Genomic DNA, 20,175 nt, shown 5'->3' on the forward strand with positions numbered 1-20,175 from the left:
CACGACCGGCTTTCTGTTCGAGTGACATTGGCGGGTCACGCTCCCCAGTCGGATACTCGGGTGGCCACGCCCACAGGCACGGTCACGGGCACGGGCACGCCCACCGTCCCGTCGGCGTCCAGGTCGACCGTCTCGCCCGCGTACAGCGCGACCGGCGGCACCCATCGCACGGTGACCTGGTCCGGTGCCGTGCCACGCACCGCGACGGCCGCGTTGTGCCGGGGCCCGGACGGCAGGTCGAGCAGCGTCCAGCCGGCCGGCCTGCGGTGCGGGTCGGCGCCCAGGTAGTCGTGGCCGGGGTCGCGGGAGAGCCCGGTGCCGAGCGCCTTGAGATAGGCCTCCTTGCGGGTCCACAGCCGCCCGAAGGCGGCGCGCCGCTCCCCGGCGTCGCCGAGCACGGCCAGCTCGGCCTGCTCCCCCGGGTGCAGGGCCGGGGTGCAGACCTCGACGGTCTCGGCCCGCGGCAGCCGCTCCACGTCGGCGCCGACGACCGTACGGGAGACGGCGACCACGGCCATGCCGTGGCTGTGCGCGAGGGAGAAGTGCAGCGGCGGGTCGGGGTGCACGACCGCCGGCCGGCCGTGCGGCTCGGCGCAGCCCGGGCAGGGCTCCCGCACGAACGGCACGTCCCGCGGGGGCAGTCCCAGGTAGCCGCCGAGCAGCCGGCGCAGGGCGACGTGCGCGGAGGCGTACGTCACCCCGTCCGCGGGCCGGACGAAGGACGCGGTCCGCCGGCGCTCCGCCTCGCTCAGCTCGGACAGGTCGAGCAGCTCGGCCGCGGTCTCCAGGGCGGCCCGGCGGACCAGCCAGACGTCCAGCTGCCCGGCGGCGGGCAGTCTCGGCGCGACGGTGAGAGCGGCCGTGCCGAACTCCAGGACCGGCATCTCCCCGATCACCTCGGGCTCGGCACGCGGTGCGCGACCAGGTGGTGCTCGCCGCGGCCGACGTGCTTGTGCGGGCTGTCCTCCGGGCCGAGCTGGCCGGCGAGGCAGTCGACCAGCTCGGCCGCGCTGTTGGCGCGCAGCAGCCGGTTGAGGTTGACGTCGACACGCAGCGCGGCCTCCATCCGGCGCTGGAGTTCCAGGCCGTTGATGGAGCCGATGCCCAGGCTGTTCATCGGGCGGCCCACGGTGTCGATGTGCTCCGGGGCCACCCGCAGCACCCGGGCGAGTTCGCCGCGCACGTACGCGTCGATGAGCCGGGTGCGTTCGGCGAGGCCGACGGAGGCGAGGTGCGCGAGGCTGGGCGGCACCACCTCGACGATCTGGTCGCGCTCGAACTCGTAGTCCAGATCGTCGAGGTCGTCGTCCAGGTCGTCGAAGACCCAGGTCTGCGTTGTCTGGTCCATGGTCATTCCCCGTGGTGTGGTGAGGAGGGTGGGGGTGGGGTGCGGATCAGGCCGGTGAGGCCGACGAGCAGGCCGAGGAGGCCGAGGGCGGCTGTCAGGGCCAGTGCCGGCCGGCAGGCGGCCGCCGCGGCGGCCGGACCCGCGCCGGGGGCCGGCGCGTGGGCGGCGAGCAGGGCGGCGGTGAGCGCGACCGCGAGGACCGCGGCGAGCTGGACGGCCGTCTGGTAGAGGCCGCTGCCGGTGAGCCGGTCGGCGGGGGTGAGGCGGGACATGGCCTGCATGTTGAGTGCGGCGAAGGAGAGCACGAAGGCGGTGCCGACCAGCAGGAGCGTGGGCAGCATCCGGCCCGGGTAGTCCAACGGCCACGGGTACGGCCGGAGTTGGAGCAGGATGCCCGCGAACGCGCAGGCCGCACCGGCCACGACGAGGCGCGGGGCGCCGAACCTGGCGACCAGGCGGCCGGAGGCCAGTGCGGTGAGCGCCGGGGGCGCGGCGGCCGGGAGCAGGGCGAGCGCGGTGCGCAGGGGCGACCAGCCGGCGAGGGTCTGGGTCTGGTACGTCAGGACGAACAGGAGGCCCAGGTAGGAGCCGTTGAGGCAGGCGGCGCCGAGGGCGGAGCGGATGAGGGCGGGGTTGCCGCGCAGCGAGGGGGCGACGGCCAGGAGGGGGTTGGCCGAGCGCCGCTCGATCTGCCGGAGAGCCAGCACCAGCAGGACAGCGGTGCAGAGCGGCCCGACGGCTCTCGGGTCGCTCCAGCCGTGGGTGGGGAGTTGGGTGATGCCCTGGACGAGGGCCAGGAGGGCTCCCAGAAAGGTGAGGGCGCCCGGGATGTCGTAGCGGCGGGCCGTCGTGGCGATGGTGCGGCGCCGTGGGGGCTGGTCGCGCAGTTCCCCGCGCCCCTTCGGGGCGCTCGGCGCGTCCGCTCCCGGGGCGCTCGGGCCGGTCTCCTCGCCCGGTATCAGGCGCAGCCCGCACGCGAACAGCACCAGCACCACCGGGGCCGGGAAGGCGAAGGCCCAGCGCCAGGAGGTCTCGGTGAGCCAGCCGGAGAGGAGGAGGCCCGCGGTGAAGCCGCCCGCGCCGAAGAGGGTGTAGACGGAGACGGCTCGGGAGCGGGGGCGGCCCTCCGGGAAGGTGCTGGTGATGATGGCGAGGCCGGTGGGGGCCGTCAGGGCGGCGCAGAAGCCCTTGGTCAGGCGGGTGGCCAGGAGCAGCCAGGGGTCGTGGGCGAGAGCGCTGAGCACGGAGGCGGCGGCGAAGGCGAGGAGGGCCGCGAGGTAGACGCGGCGGCGGCCGAGGAGGGTGACCACGCGGGCGCCGAAGAGCAGCAGGCCGCCGAAGCCGGCGGCGAAGCCGGTCATCGCCCACTGGGTGACGGTCGGCGGCTGTCCCAGGTCCGTGCCGATGGCGGGCAGCGCCACCACCGCCACGGACACCTCCAGCGCGTCGATGAGCATGTTGCCGGCGAGGACGAGCAGCAGCCCCCACAGCCGGGGGCCGAACCGCTCGTCCTGACCGGCGCCGACCGGTGCCGGAAGGGTCCTGGTCACCGCGTCACCCGAGGAGGGTGCCGCCGCTCGCGTCGACGAAGGAGCCGGTGACCCAGCGGGCGTCGTCGGAGACGAGGAAGGCGATGACGTCGGCGACGTCCTGCGGCTCGCCGACCCGGTTGAAGGCGGACAGCGCGGACATGGCCGCGACGGCCTCGGGGATGTCGAACAGCGGGTTGCCGTTGCGGGTGATGCCCGGCGCGACGCTGTTCACGGTGATCCCGCGCGGGCCCAGCAGCTTGGCGTAGTGGAGCGCCAGTTGCTCCACCGCGCCCTTGCTCATGGCGTAGGCGATCTCGTCCGGGTTGGCGAACCGGGTCAGCCCCGAGGAGATGTTCACGATCCGGCCGCCGTCGGGCATGTTCGCGAGCGCCCGCTGGATGACGAAGAACGGTGCCCTGGCGTTGACGGCGAAGATCCGGTCGAACTCCTCCGGGGTGGTGTCCTCGGCCTTGACCCCGCCCATCACACCCGCGTTGTTGACCAGGATGTTCAGCTCGGTCTCGCCGGTGCGCTCCTTGAGTCCCGCCTCCAGGGCGAGGAACAGCTCGTGGACGTCGCCGGGCGTGCCCAGTTCGGCGCCGACGGCGAACGCCCGCCCGCCGTCCTGCTCGATCCCGGCGACCACCTCGGCGGCGGCCTCGGCGCTGCTGCCGTAGTGCACGGCGACCAGCGCGCCGTCGGCGGCGAGCCGTTCGGCGGTGGCCCGGCCCATGCCCCGGCTGGCGCCGGTGACGAGGGCGGTCTTTCCGGCCAGGTTGCCCATCTTCCTTCTCCTGACGGTCGGTTGTGGTGTGTGAGGGGCGGCTGGATCGGGCGCGAACCAGGGGCCGAGGGCCTCGTGCAGGCCGTCCGGCGAGGCACCGGCCCAGGCGACGTAGCCGTCCGGGCGTACGAGCACGGCGGCGAGGCCGGCGAGGGGCCCCACGGGACGGGTGACGACCGTGTCGACGGACGCCGACCGGTCCCCCGCCGCCCCGGCGAGCACCGGGTCCGTCACGAGCAGCAACCCCCGTGCCGTGTGCAGCAGTTCGGCGGTGGTCGTCCCCGGGTCGAGCCGCGTCTCCGGCAGCCGCGAGCCGACGAGCTCGGCTCCGTCGGCTCCGTCGGCTCCGTCGTCCCCGTACCGCACGTCGAGGCCGCTGATCGTCCCGGCCAGGTGCGCCCGGACCCGCTCGTACGACGTGAGTTCGCCGACGACCGCCCGCAGCGACTCCACCTCGGGCCCGCCGAGCAGCAGCCGGGCCTGGGCGCGGATGGCGGACAGGACGCGGCGGCCGACGGCGTGCCGTTCGTCGTGGTAGGTGTCGAGCAGCCCTGCCGGGGCCCGGCCGAGGACGGTGGCCGCGAGCTTCCAGCCGAGGTTCACGGCGTCCTGCAGACCGAGGTTGAGGGCCTGGCCGCCGATCGGCATCTGCTGGTGGGCCGCGTCGCCGGCCAGCAGCACCCGGCCCGCGCGGTAGCGCTCGGCCTGCCGGGAGGCGTCGCCGAAGGAGTTCACCCACAGCGGGGTGCCGTGGCCGATGTCCTCGCCGGTGACGTCCCGCCAGGCGGCGACGATGTCGGCGAACCGGGTCTGCGCGGTGCGCGGCGGGGTGCCGAACCGGTGGACCATCACCCGGGTGACGCCGTCACCGCGCCTGGCGGCGATGGCGAGCCCGTCCGGCAGCCGCTGGAAGCGCCGGTCCGGGATGTCGATGCCGTCGACGTCGGCGCGGATCAGTTCCCGTCCGGCGGCGTCGCCGGGGAAGGCGATGCCGGCGAGGCGCCGTACCGCCGACTGCTCGCCGTCGCAGCCGACGACGTACCGGGCCGTGAACTCCCGTCGGTGGCCCTGCTCTTCGGCCACCACGGTGACGTGGTCCGGGTGCTGCGTGAGGGCGAAGACCTCGTGTCCGCGCAGCACCCCTGCCCCGAGCCGCCCGGCCCACGCGCCGAGGAGTTCCTCGGTGCGGGTCTGCGGGACCTTCCACTGCCCGGGATGGCTGCTGGGCAGGGTCAGGTCGAGGGGGAGGCCGCCGAAGTGGCCGCGGGGTTCGTTCGGCGGCGGCCCGGGGTCGGCGAGGCCGCCGGGGCCGTCCAGCAGCCCGCGCTGCCGCAGCAGTTCCATGGTGCGTGCGTGCAGGGTGGACGCCCGGGACTCCGTCGTCGGGGCGGCCAGCCGTTCCAGGACGGTCACGTCGGCGCCGCCGAGGCGCAGTTCCCCGGCGAGCATGAGCCCGACGGGTCCGGCGCCGACCACCAGGACGTGCGTGTCGACCGCGTCGGCACCGGCCATCGGTCAGCGCCTCGCTTCGGCGTACGCCTTGGCGTGGTTCAGGGTGGCGCGGCTGTTGGTGCTGAGCGCGCCCTGCACGTACTCCCGGGCCTCGGCGACCCCGGCCTCGGGACCGAGGATCTTCGCGATGTTCTCCGGGCGCAGCACGACGGTGTGCTGCGAGGAGGCGAAGGTACCCTCGTCGGTCTCGCGGAAGGTCCAGTGGCCGGTGTGCAGGTTCATCAGGGCCGGCAGGGTGGTCTGCTTGTAGGCGATCTTCCGGCCGTCCAGGCAGACCCGGTACGACCTGGTGGTGTGCGTCGAGCCGTCCTTGGCGCGGGTGTCCATCTCCAGGGTCTGCAGGCCCGGGGTGTCCTCGGTGAGCCGGACGGTCGCCACGTGCGGCAGCCGCTCGGACCAGCGGTCGGCCTCGTTGACGAAGTCGTAGAGGTCCTTGGCGGCCCCGTCGACCCGCACGGTGTCCTCGAAGGAGAACGTCAGCTCCGCGCCCGCTGTGGCGAGTTCGACGTTCTTCTGCAGCGCGGCCAGCTCGGAGCGGGAGTTGCGGTCGACGGCCTCGTCGATCCAGGCCAGGCCCGCCGGGTCGTCGCCGACGGCGGTGTAGTCGTGCAGCAGCCGCACCCGTGCGGACCCCTCGCCGGCGGACTCGATGATCCAGCTGCCGCCCATGCTCGCGACGGGCGGGGTGGAGACGGTCTGGCGGAAGGTGATCCGCAGGCCCTCGGGGTCCAGGACGCGGCGCGAGGTCCAGTTCTTGGCCTCGCCGTTGGCGGTGGCCCAGATCCCGATCAGCTCCTCGTTCCCGGAGCGCTCCAGGTGGTCGACGTAGATGGTCGGCGGGAAGATCCGCGGCCAGTTGGCCACGTCGGCGATCAGCCGGTAGACCTCGGCGGCCGGCGCCGGGACCGTGATCTCGTGCTCGACTTCCTTCGGCTCGGACATGGGTGAACTCCTAGAGGGTGCGGGGGCTTTCAGAAGTTGCCGAGGCCGCCGCAGACGTTGAGGGCCTGCGCGGTGATGGAGGCGGCGGGGTCGGAGGCGAGGTAGCCGACCAGGCCGGCGACCTCGTCCGGGGTCGAATAGCGGCCGAGCGGGATCTTCGCCGTGAACCTGTCGAGGATGGCGTCCTCGCTGGTGTCGTAGGCGGCGGCGTAACCGGCGCGCACCCGCTGCGCCATGGGCGTCTCGACGTACCCGGGGCAGACGGCGTTGACGGTGATGCCGGTGGGGGCCAGCTCGTTGCCGAGGGCCTTCGTGAAGCCGACCACCCCGTGTTTGGAGGCGGAGTACGGCGCGCCGAGCACGACGCCCTGCTTCCCGGCCGTGGACGCGATGTTGATGATCCGCCCCCGGCTCTTCTCCCGCATGCCGCCGGTGGTGAGGGCGGCGCGGGTGAGGCGGAAGACGCTGTTGAGGTTGGTCTCGACGACGTCGTACCAGAGCTCGTCGTCGATGTCGGCGGTCACTCCGCCGCCGGACCGGCCGGCGTTGTTGACCAGCACGTCGACGGTGCCGTACCGCTCCACGGCGGCCCGCACGAAGTTCTCGATGGACAGCGCGGACCGCACGTCGAGGGTGGTCCCGTCGACGTCGAGCCCCTCTTCGCGCAGTTCCTTCACGGTCCGCTCGACGTTCCCGGCGTCGCGGGAGCCGATGAAGACGCGGTGGCCCTGCCGGGCCAGCAGCCGCGCCGAGGCGAGACCGATTCCGCTGGTGGCCCCGGAGACCAGGGCGACCCTCTGCTGCTGTTCGGACATGTCTGCAGCTCCCTTTCAGGGCATGGGGGAGCCGCCGGCGCCCGGTCAGGACGGGCGCCGACGGCCGACGGGGGGTGGGGAGAAGGTCAGGCAGCGGCGGCGACGTCGCCGAGCTGCGTGTTGACGACGGCGAGCAGTTCGCGGGGCGTCTTCGCCTCGGTCACCACGGTGTCGTCCAGCGTGATGTCGTACTCCCGCTCGATCCGCCCGCAGGTCTCCAGGATGGCGAGCGACTCGTAGCTGAGCTCCTCGAAGTCGGTGTCGAGGATGTCCCCGTCGAGATCGACGCTCTCGTCGGCACCGGCGGCCTCCAGCAGGATCCGCTTGAGGTCGTCGAGGGTGAAGGACTGGGTGGCCACGGTGATCTTCCTTTCAGGACTGAGAATGGGAACGCCCGCCGAGGCCCGGGGGGCCGGGAGGGCGGGCGGGTCTCTTCATCTGCGGGGGAGGTGGGGCCGGGGGGTGGGGACGCTTACCGGCGCTGGCAGGGTGCCGCCGCGCCCACCCGTGCCGCCCTGCGGCACGCCTGCCCGCAGCTGGGGGTAGCTGTGTAGCGCCCCGTAAGGGACGCGGGGAACTGCGCGAGCAACCCCCACCGGCCCGCAGCGGAGCGCCCGCCCGCAGCTGGGTAACTGGACAGCGCCCCGTAAGGGACGCGAGGAACTGCGCGAACAACCCCCACCGGCCCGCAGCGGAGCGCCCGCCCGCAGCTGGGTAACTGGACAGCGCCCCGTAAGAGACGCGAGGAACTGCGCGAACAACCCCCACCGGCCCGCGGCGGAGCGCCCGCCCGCAGCTGGGTAACTGGACAGCGCCCCGTAAGGGACGCGGGGAACTGCGCGAGCAACCCCCACCGGCCCGCAGCCGCGCCACCGCGCGAACTCCAACGGCGGGAGCGCTACGCCCGTACGACCATCGCGGAGTTGAAGCCGGCGTAGCCGCGGGCCAGTACCAGCGCCGTGCGTACCTCGGTGAGGCGCGGCTCCCCCACCACGAGGTCGAGGTCGTACCCCGTCTCCGGCGAGACGTTCACCGTCGCCGGTACCACCCCGTCCCGGGCGGCGAGCAGCGCCGTCGCGACGTCCAGCGGCGCCGCCCCCGAGTACAGCCGCCCGGTCATCGTCTTCGGCGCCGTCACCGGCACCCCGTGCGGCCCGAACACGTCGGCGATCGCGTCGGCCTCCACCCGGTCCAGCTCCGGCACGGCCGCCGCGTCGGCGAACACCACGTCCACGTCGGCCGCGTCCGCCCCCGCGTCCGCGAGGGCCAGCTCGATCGCCTTGCGCAGCCCCGGCGGCCGCCCGCTCCCCGGCGCCGGGTCGAACGTCGCGCCGTACCCCGCGATCTCCCCGTACACCCGGGCACCGCGCCGCACGGCCGTCTCCTCGGCCTCCAGGATCAGGATCGCGCCGCCTTCACCGGCCACGTGCCCGGCCGCCGCGGAGTCGAACGGCAGGTACGACCGGTCCGGCTCCTCCGACGTGGACAGCCGGGCGCCGGCGAGCTGCGCCACCCACCCCCACGGGCAGATGGACGCGTCGATCGCCCCGGAGACGATGAGCCGCGTCCCCTTGCGGATCTGCCGGCGCGCGTGGGCCAGGGCCTCGAGGCCGCCCGCCTGGTCGGAGACGACGACCCCGCTCGGGCCCTTCATGCCGTTGCGGATGGAGATCTGGCCGCTGTTGACGGCGTAGAACCAGGCGAACGACTGGTATGCCGAGACGAACTGGCTGCCCTGGCTCCACAGCTTCTGCAGCTCCCCCTGCCCGAACTCGAAGCCGCCGGAGGAGCTGGCGGTGACGACGCCCATGTCGTAGGCGGGCAGGTCGGCCGGAGTGACCTCCGCGTCGGCCAGCGCCCAGTCCGTCGCGACGAGCGCGAGGCGGGTCATGTGGTCGGTCTGGGCGAGCAGCCGGTTCGGCAGGTGCTCCGCGGCCCTGAACCCGGGCACCTCACCTGCCAGCTTCGCCGGATACCCGGACGGGTCGAACCGCGTGATGCGGCCGATCCCGCTCTTCCCGGCGCGGGCGGCCGCCCAGTAGTCGGTCGTGCCAAGGCCGTTGGGCGCGGCGATGCCGAGCCCGGTCACCACGGTCCGCGTGCTCATGCGGCCGCGCTCCTCTCCGGTCGGGCGAGCACCATCGCGCTCTGGAAGCCGCCGAACCCGCTGCCCACGGTGAGCACCGCGTCGGTGCGGTGCTCGCGGGCGGTGAGCGGCACGTAGTCCAGGTCGCACTCGGGGTCGGGGGTGTGCAGGTTGGCCGTCGGGGGCACGACGTTGTGCTCCATGGCGAGGACGGACGCGGCGATCTCGATGGAGCCGATCGCGCCGAGCGAGTGCCCGACCATCGACTTGATCGAGGAGACCGGGGTCCGGTAGGCGTGGTCGCCGAGGCTCTTCTTGAACGCGGCGGTCTCGTGCCGGTCGTTCTGCTTGGTGCCGGAGCCGTGCGCGTTGATGTAGTCGATCGCCTCGGGGTTCAGGCGCGCCTCGTCCAGGGCGACCGAGATCGCCTCGGCCATCTCCGCGCCGTCGGGCCGCAGCCCGGTCATGTGGAAGGCGTTGCAGCGGGAGGCGTACCCGGCGATCTCGGCGTAGATGTGCGCCCCGCGCGCCCGCGCCGCCTCCAGTTCCTCCAGGACGAACACGGCCGACCCCTCCCCCAGCACGAACCCGTTGCGGGTGCCGTCGAAGGGGCGGGAGGCGTGCTCGGGGTCGTCGTTGCGCGGGGTGGTGGCCTTGATGGCGTCGAAGCAGGCCAGGGTGATCGGGGAGATCGGGGCGTCGGTGGCGCCGGCGATCATCGCGCAGGCCGAGCCCTCCCGGATCAGCTCCACCGCGTGCCCCACGGAGTCGAGCCCCGAGGTGCAGCCGGTGGAGACCACCGTGGCGGCGCCCTCCGCACCCACCGACCAGGCGACCTCCGCCGCGAACGAGCTGGGCACCAGGTAGTTGTAGAGGTGCGGGACGGCGTAGGTGTGGTCGACGAGGTCGAGCCGGCCGCCGTCGCTGACCACCCGGTACTCCTGGTCGAGGCCCATGGTCGCGCCGACCGCGCTGCCGATGGTGACCCCGACCCGGTAGGGGTCGGCGCCGGACAGGTCGAGCCCGCTGTCGGCGAGCGCCTCGCGGGCGCTGACGACGGCCAGCTGGGCCGCCCGGTCCATCCGCCGTATCTCCTGCGGGCTCAGCCCGTGTTCCTCGGGGTCGAAGTCGACCTCGGCGGCGACCCTGGACCGGAACGAGGACGGGTCGAAGAAGGTGATGCCGCGGGTCGCGGTGCGGCCCTCGCTGAGCAGGTTCCAGAAGTTCTTGGTGCCGACACCGCCGGGGGCGATGACGCCGACCCCGGTGATGACCACTCGCCTGGCGTTCACGCCCGGCCCTCCCAGTCGTAGAAGCGCGTGGCGACCGCGTCGGCGGGAGACCGCCAGGTGGCGGGGTCGTACGCCTCGATGAACGGCTTCAGGTCCTCGCTGATCCGGACGAACCGAGGGTCGCTCTTCGCCTCCTCGATCAGCTCACCGCCGTTGTCGGTGTCGAAGTGCTGAAGGTGGAAGTACAGCCCGCGGTACGCGAACAGCTCGCGCCGCCGCGTACCCATCAGATGCGGCATCTCGGTCCGGTCGAACTCCCCGAACAGCCGGGCGACTTCGGCACTGCTACCCGGTTCCATCCGGGCCACGATCAGGGTGCTGTGCATGAGAACTCCTCAAGGAAAAGCGCCCCGAAAGGGGCGTGGGGAACTGCGCGACCAGCCACGACGGCGGGGCAGCCGCAACACGACACAACCCGGCACTCTCGGCGGCGAGCCCTCAGCGCGCAGGCCCGAACCACCGCTCCAGCGCCATCGGCAGATCCGCATGACTGCCCGGCGCCACCCAGGCCACGTACCCGTCGGGCCGCACCAGCACAGCCGTGGCACCGGCCGACGGCCCGTCGGCCGGCACATCGGCCGCCGCCGTGACGACGTCCACCCGGTCCCGCCACGCCCAGGCCCGCTCCCGCAGCCGCGCGTTGTCGGCGAGGTCGAGCAGCACGCCCCGCCCGCCGCGCAGCGCCTCCGTGCTGGAGGAGACCCTCCGGTGCCCGGCGAGCGGCACGTTCGGCAGCCGCCGCCCGAGCAGCGGATGCGCGCCCCCGTCGACGTCGTAGTGGATCTCGAGGCCGGACACCATCGCCGCGAGATGCCTGCCGACCTCCGGATAGCGGATCAGCTCGTTCAGAACGTCCCGCAGCGGCTGCACCTCGGGCCCGGACAGGAACAGCAGCCCCTGTGCCCGGGTGTTCATCATCAGCCGCTCCCCGACCGGGTGCCGTTCGCCGTGGTAGGTGTCGAGCAGCGTCTCCGGCGCCCGCCCCCGCACCACCGCACCCAGCTTCCAGCCGAGGTTCACGGCGTCCTGGATGCTGGTGTTCATGCCCTGCCCGCCGGCCGGCAGGTGGATGTGCGCGGAGTCGCCGGCGAGCAGGATCCGGCCGCGCCGGTACTCGGTGACGAGCCGCGTGCCGTCGCCGAAGGACGACACCCACACCGCCTCGGCGTGCGCGATGTCGTCGCCGGTCAGCCGCTGCCAGGCCGCCGCGGCCTCCGCCCAGGTCGGCGGCTTGTCGCGGCGCTGCGGCGGGGTGCCGCGCTCGCAGATGATCAGCCGGGTGATGCCGCCGGGCAGCGGCCCGACCATCACCATCCCGCCGGGCAGGGTCTCCCCGATCATCCGGGGTTCCAGCTCGATGCCGCGCACGTCGGCGAGGTACATCTCCAGCGTCGACGGGGTGCCCGGGAAGTCGAACCCGGCGGCCTTGCGGATGGTGGACCGGCCTCCGTCGCAGCCGACCAGGTACTCGGCGCGCAGCCGGTGCACGCCCTCGGGGCCGCGCACCTCGACCTCGACGCTGTCCTCCTTCTCCTTGACGGAGAGCACCTCGTGCCGGCGCCTGATGTCCGCGCCGAGCCGGCCGGCCCACTCCTCGAGGACGGTCTCGGTGACCGACTGCGGGATCGTTTTGGCAGCCTGGTGGGCGCCGTCCAGGACACCGAAGTCGACCGGCAGGCCGCCGAAGTGGCCCACGTTGCTGACCTCGATGTCCCCGAAGCGGGGCAGCAGTCCGCGCTGGTCGAAGACCTCCATGGTGCGGGCGGTGAAGCCGAGTCCGCGCGACTCTCCGGTGCGCGCGGGCAGCTTCTCCAGGACGATGACGTCGGCGCCCGCGAGCCGTAGCTCACCCGCGAGCATCATGCCGGCCGGACCGGCGCCCACGACGATGACTTGTGCGTCCATGACACTCCTCGGGAACGGTTCCGTACGGCCCCGTCGCGGAGACCGTCGGCGAAGACGAACTGTCAGCGGTACAGGCGGCCGATCGCCCGGTTGGCCACGTGCGCGGCCGCCGCGTGCCGCGGGTCGGGCGCCAGCGCCTCGTGCCGTACGGCGACCTCGGCGAGCTTGATGGCGTGCTCGTCGCCGATCTGGACGGCCTCGGCGAACAGGGCGGCCGGGTCGGGGACCTCGGGCAGCGGGGCCGCGGGCCGGGGCACGGCGTGGAACCAGTCGAGCATCGTGCGGCTGACGGCCCGCGCCGCCCGGTACGACGGCCACCGCTGGTCCGCCGGCAGGTGCTCCACGACCAGGCGTACGGCGGCGGGCCCGGTGACCGAGTGGATCAGCGGGACCGGGTGCGGGAGGGAGAGCGTGGCGTAGATCCCGGAGAACTCGGCGACGAGCCCGTCCAGCGCCCGTACGACGTCGTCGCCGTCGCCCCCGGCCTCCTCGACGACGACCCCGCCCTCCGCGTACCGGGCCGCCCAGTACCCCAGCCCCTGGGCCAGTTCGGCCCGTTGGAGGCGGTGGTCGGGGCCGGCGGTGACCACCGCGCGGACCGCGTGCGCGGTGCGGATCACCCCGTGCGTGAGCACCCCGGACATGCCGGGCAGCAGCCGGGGCCACCAGCGGGCCAGCACCTCGGTCCACTCGTCCTCGGCGAGCTCGCGCTCGAACAGGGCGGTCCAGTCGGCGACCCGGCCGAACGCGCCGAGCGCCTGCCGCCAGTCGGCCTCGTCGGCCGGGTCGAGGGCGAACCGCCGCTCGGGCACGTCGTGGAAGGTGTGGCTGCGCAGATGGCCCTCCACCCAGCCGGGCACCTCGTCGGCGTACCCCATGTGGGCCAGGGCCTCGGCGGCCATCGGCGCGTGGTTGACGAAGCTGCGCCCGTGCTCGTATCCCACGGAACGCAGCCGCTCCAGGGCACCGTTCATGGCGTCGGAATAGGTGAGTGCTGCCAAAGCGATCAGTCCTCGGTCAGTCGACGACCGGTCCTGGACCGGCCCGCGACCGGTCTGCGATCAGTCCTTGATGTCGCAGATCGCGACGCCCGCGGCGAGGGCCTGCCCCACCTCGGCGGCGATCCCGGTCACGGTGCCGGACCGGTGCGCGGCGAGCGGCTGCTCCATCTTCATGGCTTCGAGTACGACGACCAGGTCGCCCTTCTCGACGGTCTGCCCCTCGGTGACGGCGACCTTGACGACGGTGCCCTGCATGGGAGAGGTGAGGGTGTCCCCGGAGGCGGCGGGCGCCGAGCCGCCGGTGGTGCGTCGGCGGGCCCGGGGCGCGGTGGCGGCCGCCACGAGCGTCCGGTCGGGGACCCTGCCCAGCACCGCGGGCAGCGAGACCTCCAGCCGGTGCCCGCCGACCTCGACGACGACCGTCTCGCGACCGGCGTCCTCGGTCTCGGCACCGGCGGCCGAGGACGCCGCGTAGGCCTCGATCTCGTTGACGAACTCGGTCTCGATCCACCGGGTGTGGATCCGGAACGGGTCGCCGGTGAAGGCCGGGTCCCTGACGACCGCCCGGTGGAACGGGATCGCCGTGGCCATCCCCTCCACCCGGAACTCGTCGAGCGCGCGGGCGGCCCGTTGCAGGGCCTCCGCGCGGGTGCGGCCGGTGACGACCAGCTTGGCGAGGAGCGAGTCCCAGGCGGGGCCGATCACGCTGCCCGACTCCACGCCCGCGTCCAGCCGCACCCCGGGACCCGACGGCGGTTCGAAGACCGTCACCGTGCCCGGGGCGGGCAGGAAACCCCGGCCCGGATCCTCGCCGTTGATGCGGAACTCGAAGGAATGGCCGCGCAGTTCGGGGTCGTCGTAGCCGAGTTCCGCGCCGTCGGCGATGCGGAACATCTCGCGGACCAGGTCGATGCCGGCGACCTCCTCGGTCACCGGATGTTCCACCTGGAGGCGGGTGTTGACCTCCAGGAAGGAGATCGTGCCGTCCTGCCCGACCAGGAACTCGCAGGTGCCCGCGCCGACATAGCCGGCCTCGCGCAGGATGGCCTTGGACGCCCGGTACAGCCCGGCGGTCTGCTCCGGCGTCAGGAACGGTGCCGGAGCCTCCTCCACCAGCTTCTGGTGGCGGCGCTGCAGCGAGCAGTCACGGGTCGATACGACCACGACGTTGCCGTGCCGGTCGGCGAGGCACTGCGTCTCGACGTGCCGCGGCCGGTCCAGGTAGCGCTCCACGAAGCACTCGCCGCGTCCGAAGGCGGCCACCGCCTCCCGCACCGCCGACTCATAGAGCTCCGGCACCTCCTCCAGGGTCCGGGCGACCTTCAGCCCGCGCCCGCCGCCGCCGAAGGCCGCCTTGATGGCGATCGGCAGGCCGTGCTCCTCGGCGAACGCCACGACCTCGTCGGCGCCGTTCACCGGGTCCGGGGTACCGGCCACCAGCGGGGCACCGGCGCGCTGGGCGATGTGCCGGGCGGCCACCTTGTCGCCCAGGTCGCGGATGGCCTGCGGCGGCGGGCCGATCCAGGTCAGGCCCGCGTCCAGGACCGCCTGCGCGAACTCCGCGTTCTCGGAGAGGAAGCCGTAGCCCGGGTGGACGGCGTCCGCCCCGGTCTCACGGGCGGCCCGCAGCACCTTGCCGATGTCCAGGTAGCTGGTGGCCGGGGTGTCACCGCCCAGCGCGAAGGCGGTGTCGGCGGCCCGGACGTGCAGGGCGTCGCGGTCCGGGTCCGCGTAGACGGCGACGCTCGCGATCCCGGCGTCCCGGCAGGCTCTGGCGACGCGGACGGCTATCTCGCCACGGTTGGCGATGAGCACCCTGCGCATGTCAGGACGCCTGCCGGACGTGCTGGAAGCGGTCCGCGCCGGTCTCCAGCGGGCCCAGGGAGCCGTCGAAGAAGATCAGCGGCTCCAGGCCGTGCTCGGGGACGCCCAGCTCCACCACCTCGCCGATGACGATGTCGTGGTCGCCCGCGGTGTGCACGTCGACCGTGGTGCAGGTCAGGTGGGCGAGGGCCTCGCTGAGCACGGGCAGCCCGTCCTCGGTGAAGTGGTGCGGGACGCCCTCGAAGGCACTCGCGCTCGCACCCGCGCCCGCACCCGCGCCCGCGCCGGTCCGGCGTCCGGCGAAGTGCCGGGCCAGCGGCTGCTGCCGTCCGGACAGGAAGTTGACGGTGAACCCGCCGCTCTGCTCCAGGAGCGTGTGCAGCCGGGACTGGTGGTGCAGGCAGAACAGCACCAGCGGGGGTTCCAGCGAGACCGAGGTGAACGAGTTGACGGTGGTGCCGTCCGCGTCGCCGTCGGGGCCGGTGGTGATGACCGTGACGCCGGTCGTGAACAGGCCGCACACGCGGCGCAGATCCAGCGGTTCGACGGGCCGGGTCTCTTCGGCGCGGGTCAGCGACCGCGCTGCTGCGGACATGCGGATCCCTTTCTGGCTTGGCTGGCAGTGGTCAGAGGAGCTTGCGGACCTTCGCACCGGCCCTGAGGATGCCGAGCAGGAACTCGCGGCCGACGCTGTTCATCTCGGCGGGGGCCTCGACGGAGGCCCAGTACAGGAAGCGGGCCATGGTCAGCGTGGAGGGGTAGATGAACCGCTGCTCCTCGTCCTTCCAGCCGAAGACCGGGTTGACGACCGGGGACTCCTTGAGCAGTCCGAAGACGATGTCGGCGGCCTCGTCGCCGGTGAGCGCGCCGGCCTCGTACTTCTCGCAGGTCTCGGCGGTGGACTCCAGGATCCGCTTGAAGGAGTCGCTCTGCGGCCACCACAGGCCCGGGTGGGCCACCTTCTCCAGCTCGTCGAAGTGGCGGGTGTCGTGGTCCTTGAAGTGCTTGAGGCGGGCCCGGGTCAGCCGCATGGTGCCGGGGGTGATGAAGGAGCCCCAGACCCGGAAGACCGCGTTCCAGAGGCGGAAGTGGGAGAACGCGATGAAGGAGCTGTTGACCAGGTCGTCGTTGTACTGGAGCAGGCCCTGCTCGACTCGTTCGACGTACTCGAAGCGCTCGGCGGAGAAGTCGCCGTCCTTGAGGGCGGGGATCAGCCGGGAGGTGAGCGCGTCGACGACCTCCATGGTGTTGGACAGGCCGCGGGAGAACAGCGGGTCGAGGAAGCCGGCCGCGTGCGACATCAGGCACCAGCGGTCGCCGATGGTCTGCTTGGAGGAGTACTGCAGCCGGTCGGTGGAGATCCACTCGCGGACCCGGGTGGCGCCGTCGAACTGGCGCTTCACCGCCGGGTACTTGTCGAGGAAGGACTGGAACTCCTGCTCCGGGGTGAGGTCCTTCGGCTTGGGGTAGGTGCGCTCGTCCATGGTCAGGCCGACGCTGCACAGCGGGTTGCGGGACTTGGGGTGGTTGTCGAAGGGGATGATCCAGAACCAGCCGCGCTCGATGAGGTGGTGCATGGTGCCGGTGTGCCAGTCGGCCGGCGGGCGCAGCTCCTGGGGGTGGCCGCTGACGTCGTCGAACCGCCTGATGCCGACGTAGTGCGTGAACATCGAGCGGGAGTGGTGCTTGAAGCGGGCGGTGGGCTTGTCGCGCAGGTCGAACTTGTCGGCGAGCGGGGAGCGGAAGCCGGAGGCGTCCACCAGGTACTTGGCCCGGTACAGCTCGGGTTCGGCGCCGGGGGCGGCGCTGCGGCCGAGGACGGTGACGCCGTCGTCGTCGAACTCGACCTCGTTGGCCCGCCAGTTCTGCCGGGGGGTGCAGCCGTACTTGACGGCGACGTGGAACATGAAGGCGTCGCTGTCCTGCCGGAACATGTGGCTGTTCTGGTGGAATATCTTCGGCAGGGCGAGCTGGGTGGCCTCGCGCGGGTCCGGCTCTTTTCCGACCTCGTGCTTCATGAAACCGAAATGGGCCTTCGTGCCGAAGGTCGGGCCGATGTCACGGGTGGAGGCCTCGACACTCGCCAGGCTTTTCAGCTCGGGAATGTCGTGGCGTTCGGCGAGGATGTGGATCCATTCCACGAGCTGCGGGGTCATGGACTCGCCGATGGCGAAGCGCGGGTGCGCGGCGGCGTCGACCAGCAGCACCTTGGCGCCGTGCCTGGCCAGGACGGCACCGGTGACGGAGCCGGCGAGGCCGGAGCCGAGGATGATGACGTCGAAGGTCATGTCCTCGGGTGTGCGCGCCGGTTCCGGCGCGCCGTCGGTCTTCTGGGCGACCATGACTGTCTCCTTCGTCGAGGGGCGGTGCGCAACGGGAAATCAGCATGAGAAAAGGCCCCTCGCGGCCCTTGCGGAAAGAATCCGGAAGGGCGGCGCGAAGAGCCTGGAAAAGGGCGCGGGAAATCCGCTGAATTAAGCGTGACATCCTTTAGCCAGAGGGTCAACCCCTGGCGGACACGGACGACTTGGTGTTCTCGGTGAATGCCGGACCGGAATGTGTGGGGGCCAGGAGTTTCAGCAGCAGTTCCCGCAGTTCGTCCGCGCCGCCGGGGCCGAGCATCGCGGAGACGTCCGCGGCGAGCCCCGCGACGGCGCGGGCCACGACACCGAGCTGCTCGCGGCCGAGGTCGGTGACCTCGAGGGCGTAGCGGCGCCGGTCGTGCGGGTCCCGGCCGCGGCGCACCAGGCCCAGCCTGACCAGTTCGTCGACGAGCTGGGAGGCGGCGGGTCCGGTGATGGCGAGCAGTTCGGCGAGCCGCTGCTGGGCGATGGGCCCGAGCACGTCGAGGGCGGAGAGCGGGCCGTAGTGCCGCACCCTGAGGCCGGTGCCGGCCAGCTTGTCGTCGCCGTGCTTGCGCAGCCGATGGTGGGCCTGCCCGACCAGGTACTCGGTGCCCTGCACGAGGGGCTGCGCGGACTCGGGCAGCAGCCGGGCCAGCAGCTCGTCGAGCCGGGCGGTCTCCTCGTCCGTCAGGACGGCGGTGAGCCGGGCGTCCCGCTCGGCGACCGCCCGCCGGCTGGCCCCGACGGCCTCGCGCCCCTTGTCGGTCAGGGAGAGCACGTACTGGCGCCGGTTGTCGGGGTTGCGGGTGCGCCGGACCTCGTCGCGGGCCTCCAGCCGGTCGATGACGCCGACCATGATGGTGCGGTTGATGCCGAGCCGTTCGGCGAGGTCGAGCTGGGACTCCCAGTCGCGGCCGGTGAGCGCGTCGAGGACCAGGAAGTCGCGGGGGTCGCTGTCACCGCCGTCGTCGGTGGCGGCGAACTGCGCGTAGACGCGGCGCAGGAGGTAGCCGATGAAGTCGGTGAGCTCGTCCGGGAGGACGCCGGGGACCTCCGCGGTCTGCTCGGTCCGGGTCACCGGGCCGCGCTCGTCGTCGCTCTCGTACCGCAAGACAGCACCTCCTGCCCGAGTATATCGACGGCTTGCCGACGGGCGCAGACACCGACACCGGCTGCGGCGCAGACACCGGCACCGGCACCGGCCGGGGGAACCGGGAACCGGCGGCCCCGCCCGGAAGTGGTCAGGGCGGGGCCGCCGGAGTCGGTCACAGGGCGACGGGCGGGTGCTCGGCGTCCTGCTGCTGGGGGCGGGCGCCCGGGAGGGTGGCCAGGGCCACGACCAGGGCCAGCAGGTAGAAGGCGCCGCCGAGCAGGAACCCGTACGAGTAGCCGGTGGTGAGGGCGTGCGGGACGCTGCCCGGCAGCTCGTGGTCGGTGATCGCGGTGGCCGCCGCGGCGAGGGCGGCGAGGCCGATGGCGCCGCCGATCTGCTGGGCGGTGTTGACCAGGCCGGAGGCCGCGCCGGTGGCCTGCGGGGCGACCCCGCGGACGCTGACGATGGTGACGGCCACGAAGACCATGCCGAGGCCGAGACCGGCGACCAGCTGGGCCGGCAGCAGCGCGGCCCACGGGGTCTGGCCGGGCTCGATGAGGCTGAACCAGACCATGCCGGCGGTGCCGATCAGCAGACCGAGGGCGATCACGTTGCGCTCGGGCAGCTTGGCGAGCAGCTGCGGGCCGACGCCGCCGGCCGCGATGCCCATGCCGAGGGCGAAGGGCAGGTAGGCGACGCCGGTGACCATCGGGGCGTAGCCCTTGACCAGCTGCATGTAGAGGGTCAGGAAGTAGAAGGTGGCGAGCATGCCCGCGCCGACCAGGAACATGATCAGGTTGGCGCCGACGCGGCTTCTGTCGGCGAGCACGCCGCTCGGGATCATCGGCGCCTTGCTGGAGCGCTGGATGAGGACGAAGGCGAGGATCAGGACGAGCGCGGCGCCCAGGCCGGTCAGGGTGACGCTGTCGCCGAAGCCCTTGTCGCCGGCCCGGTTGATGGCGTAGACGAGCGAGCCGAAGCCCAGGGTGGCGGTGAGCGCGCCGGGCACGTCGACCTTGCCGCGCTCGCGCTCGCCCTCCTTGAGGACGCCGGTGCCGAACAGGACGGCCAGGGCGATCGGGATGTTCACGAACATCACCCAGCGCCAGCTCAGGTACTCGGTGAGCGCGCCGCCGAGCAGCAGGCCGACGACCGAGCCGAGGCCGCCCATCGCGCCGTAGACGCCGAGCGCCTTGTTGCGGGCGGGTCCGGCCGGGAAGGTGGTGGCCAGCAGGGACAGGGCGGTGGGGGCGGCGATGGCGGCGCCCGCGCCCTGGATCACGCGGGCGGCGATGAGCAGTTCGCCGCTCTGGGCGAGGCCGCCGAGCAGCGAGGCGGCGGTGAACAGGACCAGGCCGGTGCGGAAGACCCGGCGGCGGCCGAAGAGGTCACCGGCGCGCCCGCCGGCCAGCAACAGCCCGCCGAAGGCCAGGGCGTAGGCGGTGACGATCCAGCCGAGGCCGGACTCGCTGAGCCCGAGGGCGCTCTGCATGCTGGGCAGGGCGACGGCGACGATCGTGTTGTCGAGGACGAGCATGAGCTGGGCCGCGGCGATCACGAGTAACGCCAGTCCGAGTCTGCCGTCCTGCTGCGGCGGGGCCGCGGCCTTGGGGACGGCCTGGGTGCGGTCTTGCAGCGACATGGGATGTCTCCGTGTCTGTCTCAGGGTTGGGGGGGTGTCGGGCGGAGCGGAAAC

Annotated in this window: 17 protein-coding genes; all 17 read right to left on the reverse strand. The window is 73.0% G+C overall.

What is annotated here, in order from left to right:
- Window positions 1-35 precede the first annotated feature (35 nt).
- The 17 genes from ACIQVL_RS06985 to ACIQVL_RS07065 all read right to left on the reverse strand — a co-directional run bounded on the left by ACIQVL_RS06985 (window position 36) and on the right by ACIQVL_RS07065 (window position 20,121).
- Window positions 36-884 carry a 4'-phosphopantetheinyl transferase family protein gene (locus ACIQVL_RS06985; RefSeq protein WP_403474641.1) on the reverse strand — a complete coding sequence of 283 codons (849 nt, stop codon included), beginning with the start codon at window positions 882-884 and terminating at the stop codon, window positions 36-38.
- Window positions 885-892: 8 nt separating this feature from the next.
- A complete protein-coding gene (locus ACIQVL_RS06990) occupies window positions 893-1,348 on the reverse strand; it encodes an acyl carrier protein (protein WP_403474642.1) in 456 nt (151 codons plus the stop codon).
- A 2-nt stretch (window positions 1,349-1,350) separates the two neighbouring features.
- Window positions 1,351-2,898, reverse strand: a complete 1,548-nt coding sequence (locus ACIQVL_RS06995) for an MFS transporter (protein WP_403474643.1) — start codon at window positions 2,896-2,898, stop codon at window positions 1,351-1,353.
- A 4-nt stretch (window positions 2,899-2,902) separates the two neighbouring features.
- Complete coding sequence (locus tag ACIQVL_RS07000) at window positions 2,903-5,176, reverse strand: SDR family oxidoreductase (RefSeq protein ID WP_403474644.1); 2,274 nt, start codon at window positions 5,174-5,176, stop codon at window positions 2,903-2,905.
- Window positions 5,177-5,179: 3 nt separating this feature from the next.
- Entirely contained in the window at window positions 5,180-6,118 is a 939-nt protein-coding gene (locus tag ACIQVL_RS07005) for an aromatase/cyclase (RefSeq protein WP_403474645.1), read from the reverse strand.
- A 29-nt stretch (window positions 6,119-6,147) separates the two neighbouring features.
- The gene (fabG, locus tag ACIQVL_RS07010; protein WP_403427477.1) at window positions 6,148-6,933 is read right to left on the reverse strand and encodes a 3-oxoacyl-ACP reductase FabG; all 786 of its coding nucleotides are present in this window, start codon (window positions 6,931-6,933) and stop codon (window positions 6,148-6,150) included.
- A gap of 86 nt (window positions 6,934-7,019) precedes the next feature.
- Window positions 7,020-7,292: an acyl carrier protein gene (locus ACIQVL_RS07015; protein WP_351500603.1), complete on the reverse strand. Its 273-nt coding sequence runs from the start codon at window positions 7,290-7,292 to the stop codon at window positions 7,020-7,022.
- A 539-nt stretch (window positions 7,293-7,831) separates the two neighbouring features.
- A complete protein-coding gene (locus ACIQVL_RS07020) occupies window positions 7,832-9,040 on the reverse strand; it encodes a ketosynthase chain-length factor (RefSeq protein WP_403427475.1) in 1,209 nt (402 codons plus the stop codon).
- A complete protein-coding gene (locus ACIQVL_RS07025) occupies window positions 9,037-10,311 on the reverse strand; it encodes a beta-ketoacyl-[acyl-carrier-protein] synthase family protein (protein ID WP_403474646.1) in 1,275 nt (424 codons plus the stop codon). Before ACIQVL_RS07025 ends, ACIQVL_RS07020 begins: the two co-directional genes overlap by 4 nt.
- Window positions 10,308-10,637: a TcmI family type II polyketide cyclase gene (locus ACIQVL_RS07030; protein ID WP_393808653.1), complete on the reverse strand. Its 330-nt coding sequence runs from the start codon at window positions 10,635-10,637 to the stop codon at window positions 10,308-10,310. Before ACIQVL_RS07030 ends, ACIQVL_RS07025 begins: the two co-directional genes overlap by 4 nt.
- A gap of 112 nt (window positions 10,638-10,749) precedes the next feature.
- Window positions 10,750-12,216, reverse strand: coding sequence for an FAD-dependent monooxygenase (locus ACIQVL_RS07035; RefSeq protein ID WP_403474647.1), 1,467 nt, complete (start codon window positions 12,214-12,216; stop codon window positions 10,750-10,752).
- Between the two features lie 62 nt (window positions 12,217-12,278).
- A complete protein-coding gene (locus ACIQVL_RS07040) occupies window positions 12,279-13,217 on the reverse strand; it encodes a hypothetical protein (RefSeq protein ID WP_403474648.1) in 939 nt (312 codons plus the stop codon).
- Window positions 13,218-13,277: 60 nt separating this feature from the next.
- Window positions 13,278-15,041, reverse strand: coding sequence for an acetyl/propionyl/methylcrotonyl-CoA carboxylase subunit alpha (locus ACIQVL_RS07045; protein ID WP_403474649.1), 1,764 nt, complete (start codon window positions 15,039-15,041; stop codon window positions 13,278-13,280).
- Between the two features lies 1 nt (window position 15,042).
- On the reverse strand, window positions 15,043-15,636 hold the full coding sequence (locus ACIQVL_RS07050; RefSeq protein ID WP_403474650.1) for a flavin reductase family protein: 594 nt from the start codon (window positions 15,634-15,636) through the stop codon (window positions 15,043-15,045).
- 31 nt (window positions 15,637-15,667) lie between these two features.
- Window positions 15,668-17,383 carry an NAD(P)/FAD-dependent oxidoreductase gene (locus ACIQVL_RS07055; RefSeq protein WP_403474651.1) on the reverse strand — a complete coding sequence of 572 codons (1,716 nt, stop codon included), beginning with the start codon at window positions 17,381-17,383 and terminating at the stop codon, window positions 15,668-15,670.
- 160 nt (window positions 17,384-17,543) lie between these two features.
- Window positions 17,544-18,464 (reverse strand): MarR family winged helix-turn-helix transcriptional regulator, encoded by a 921-nt coding sequence (locus ACIQVL_RS07060; RefSeq protein ID WP_403428154.1) that lies wholly within the window; start codon window positions 18,462-18,464, stop codon window positions 17,544-17,546.
- Between the two features lie 187 nt (window positions 18,465-18,651).
- Window positions 18,652-20,121: an MFS transporter gene (locus ACIQVL_RS07065; protein WP_403474652.1), complete on the reverse strand. Its 1,470-nt coding sequence runs from the start codon at window positions 20,119-20,121 to the stop codon at window positions 18,652-18,654.
- Window positions 20,122-20,175: the final 54 nt, after the last annotated feature.

This window comes from Streptomyces sp. NPDC090499, assembly GCF_044769305.1.
Taxonomy (GTDB): domain Bacteria; phylum Actinomycetota; class Actinomycetes; order Streptomycetales; family Streptomycetaceae; genus Streptomyces.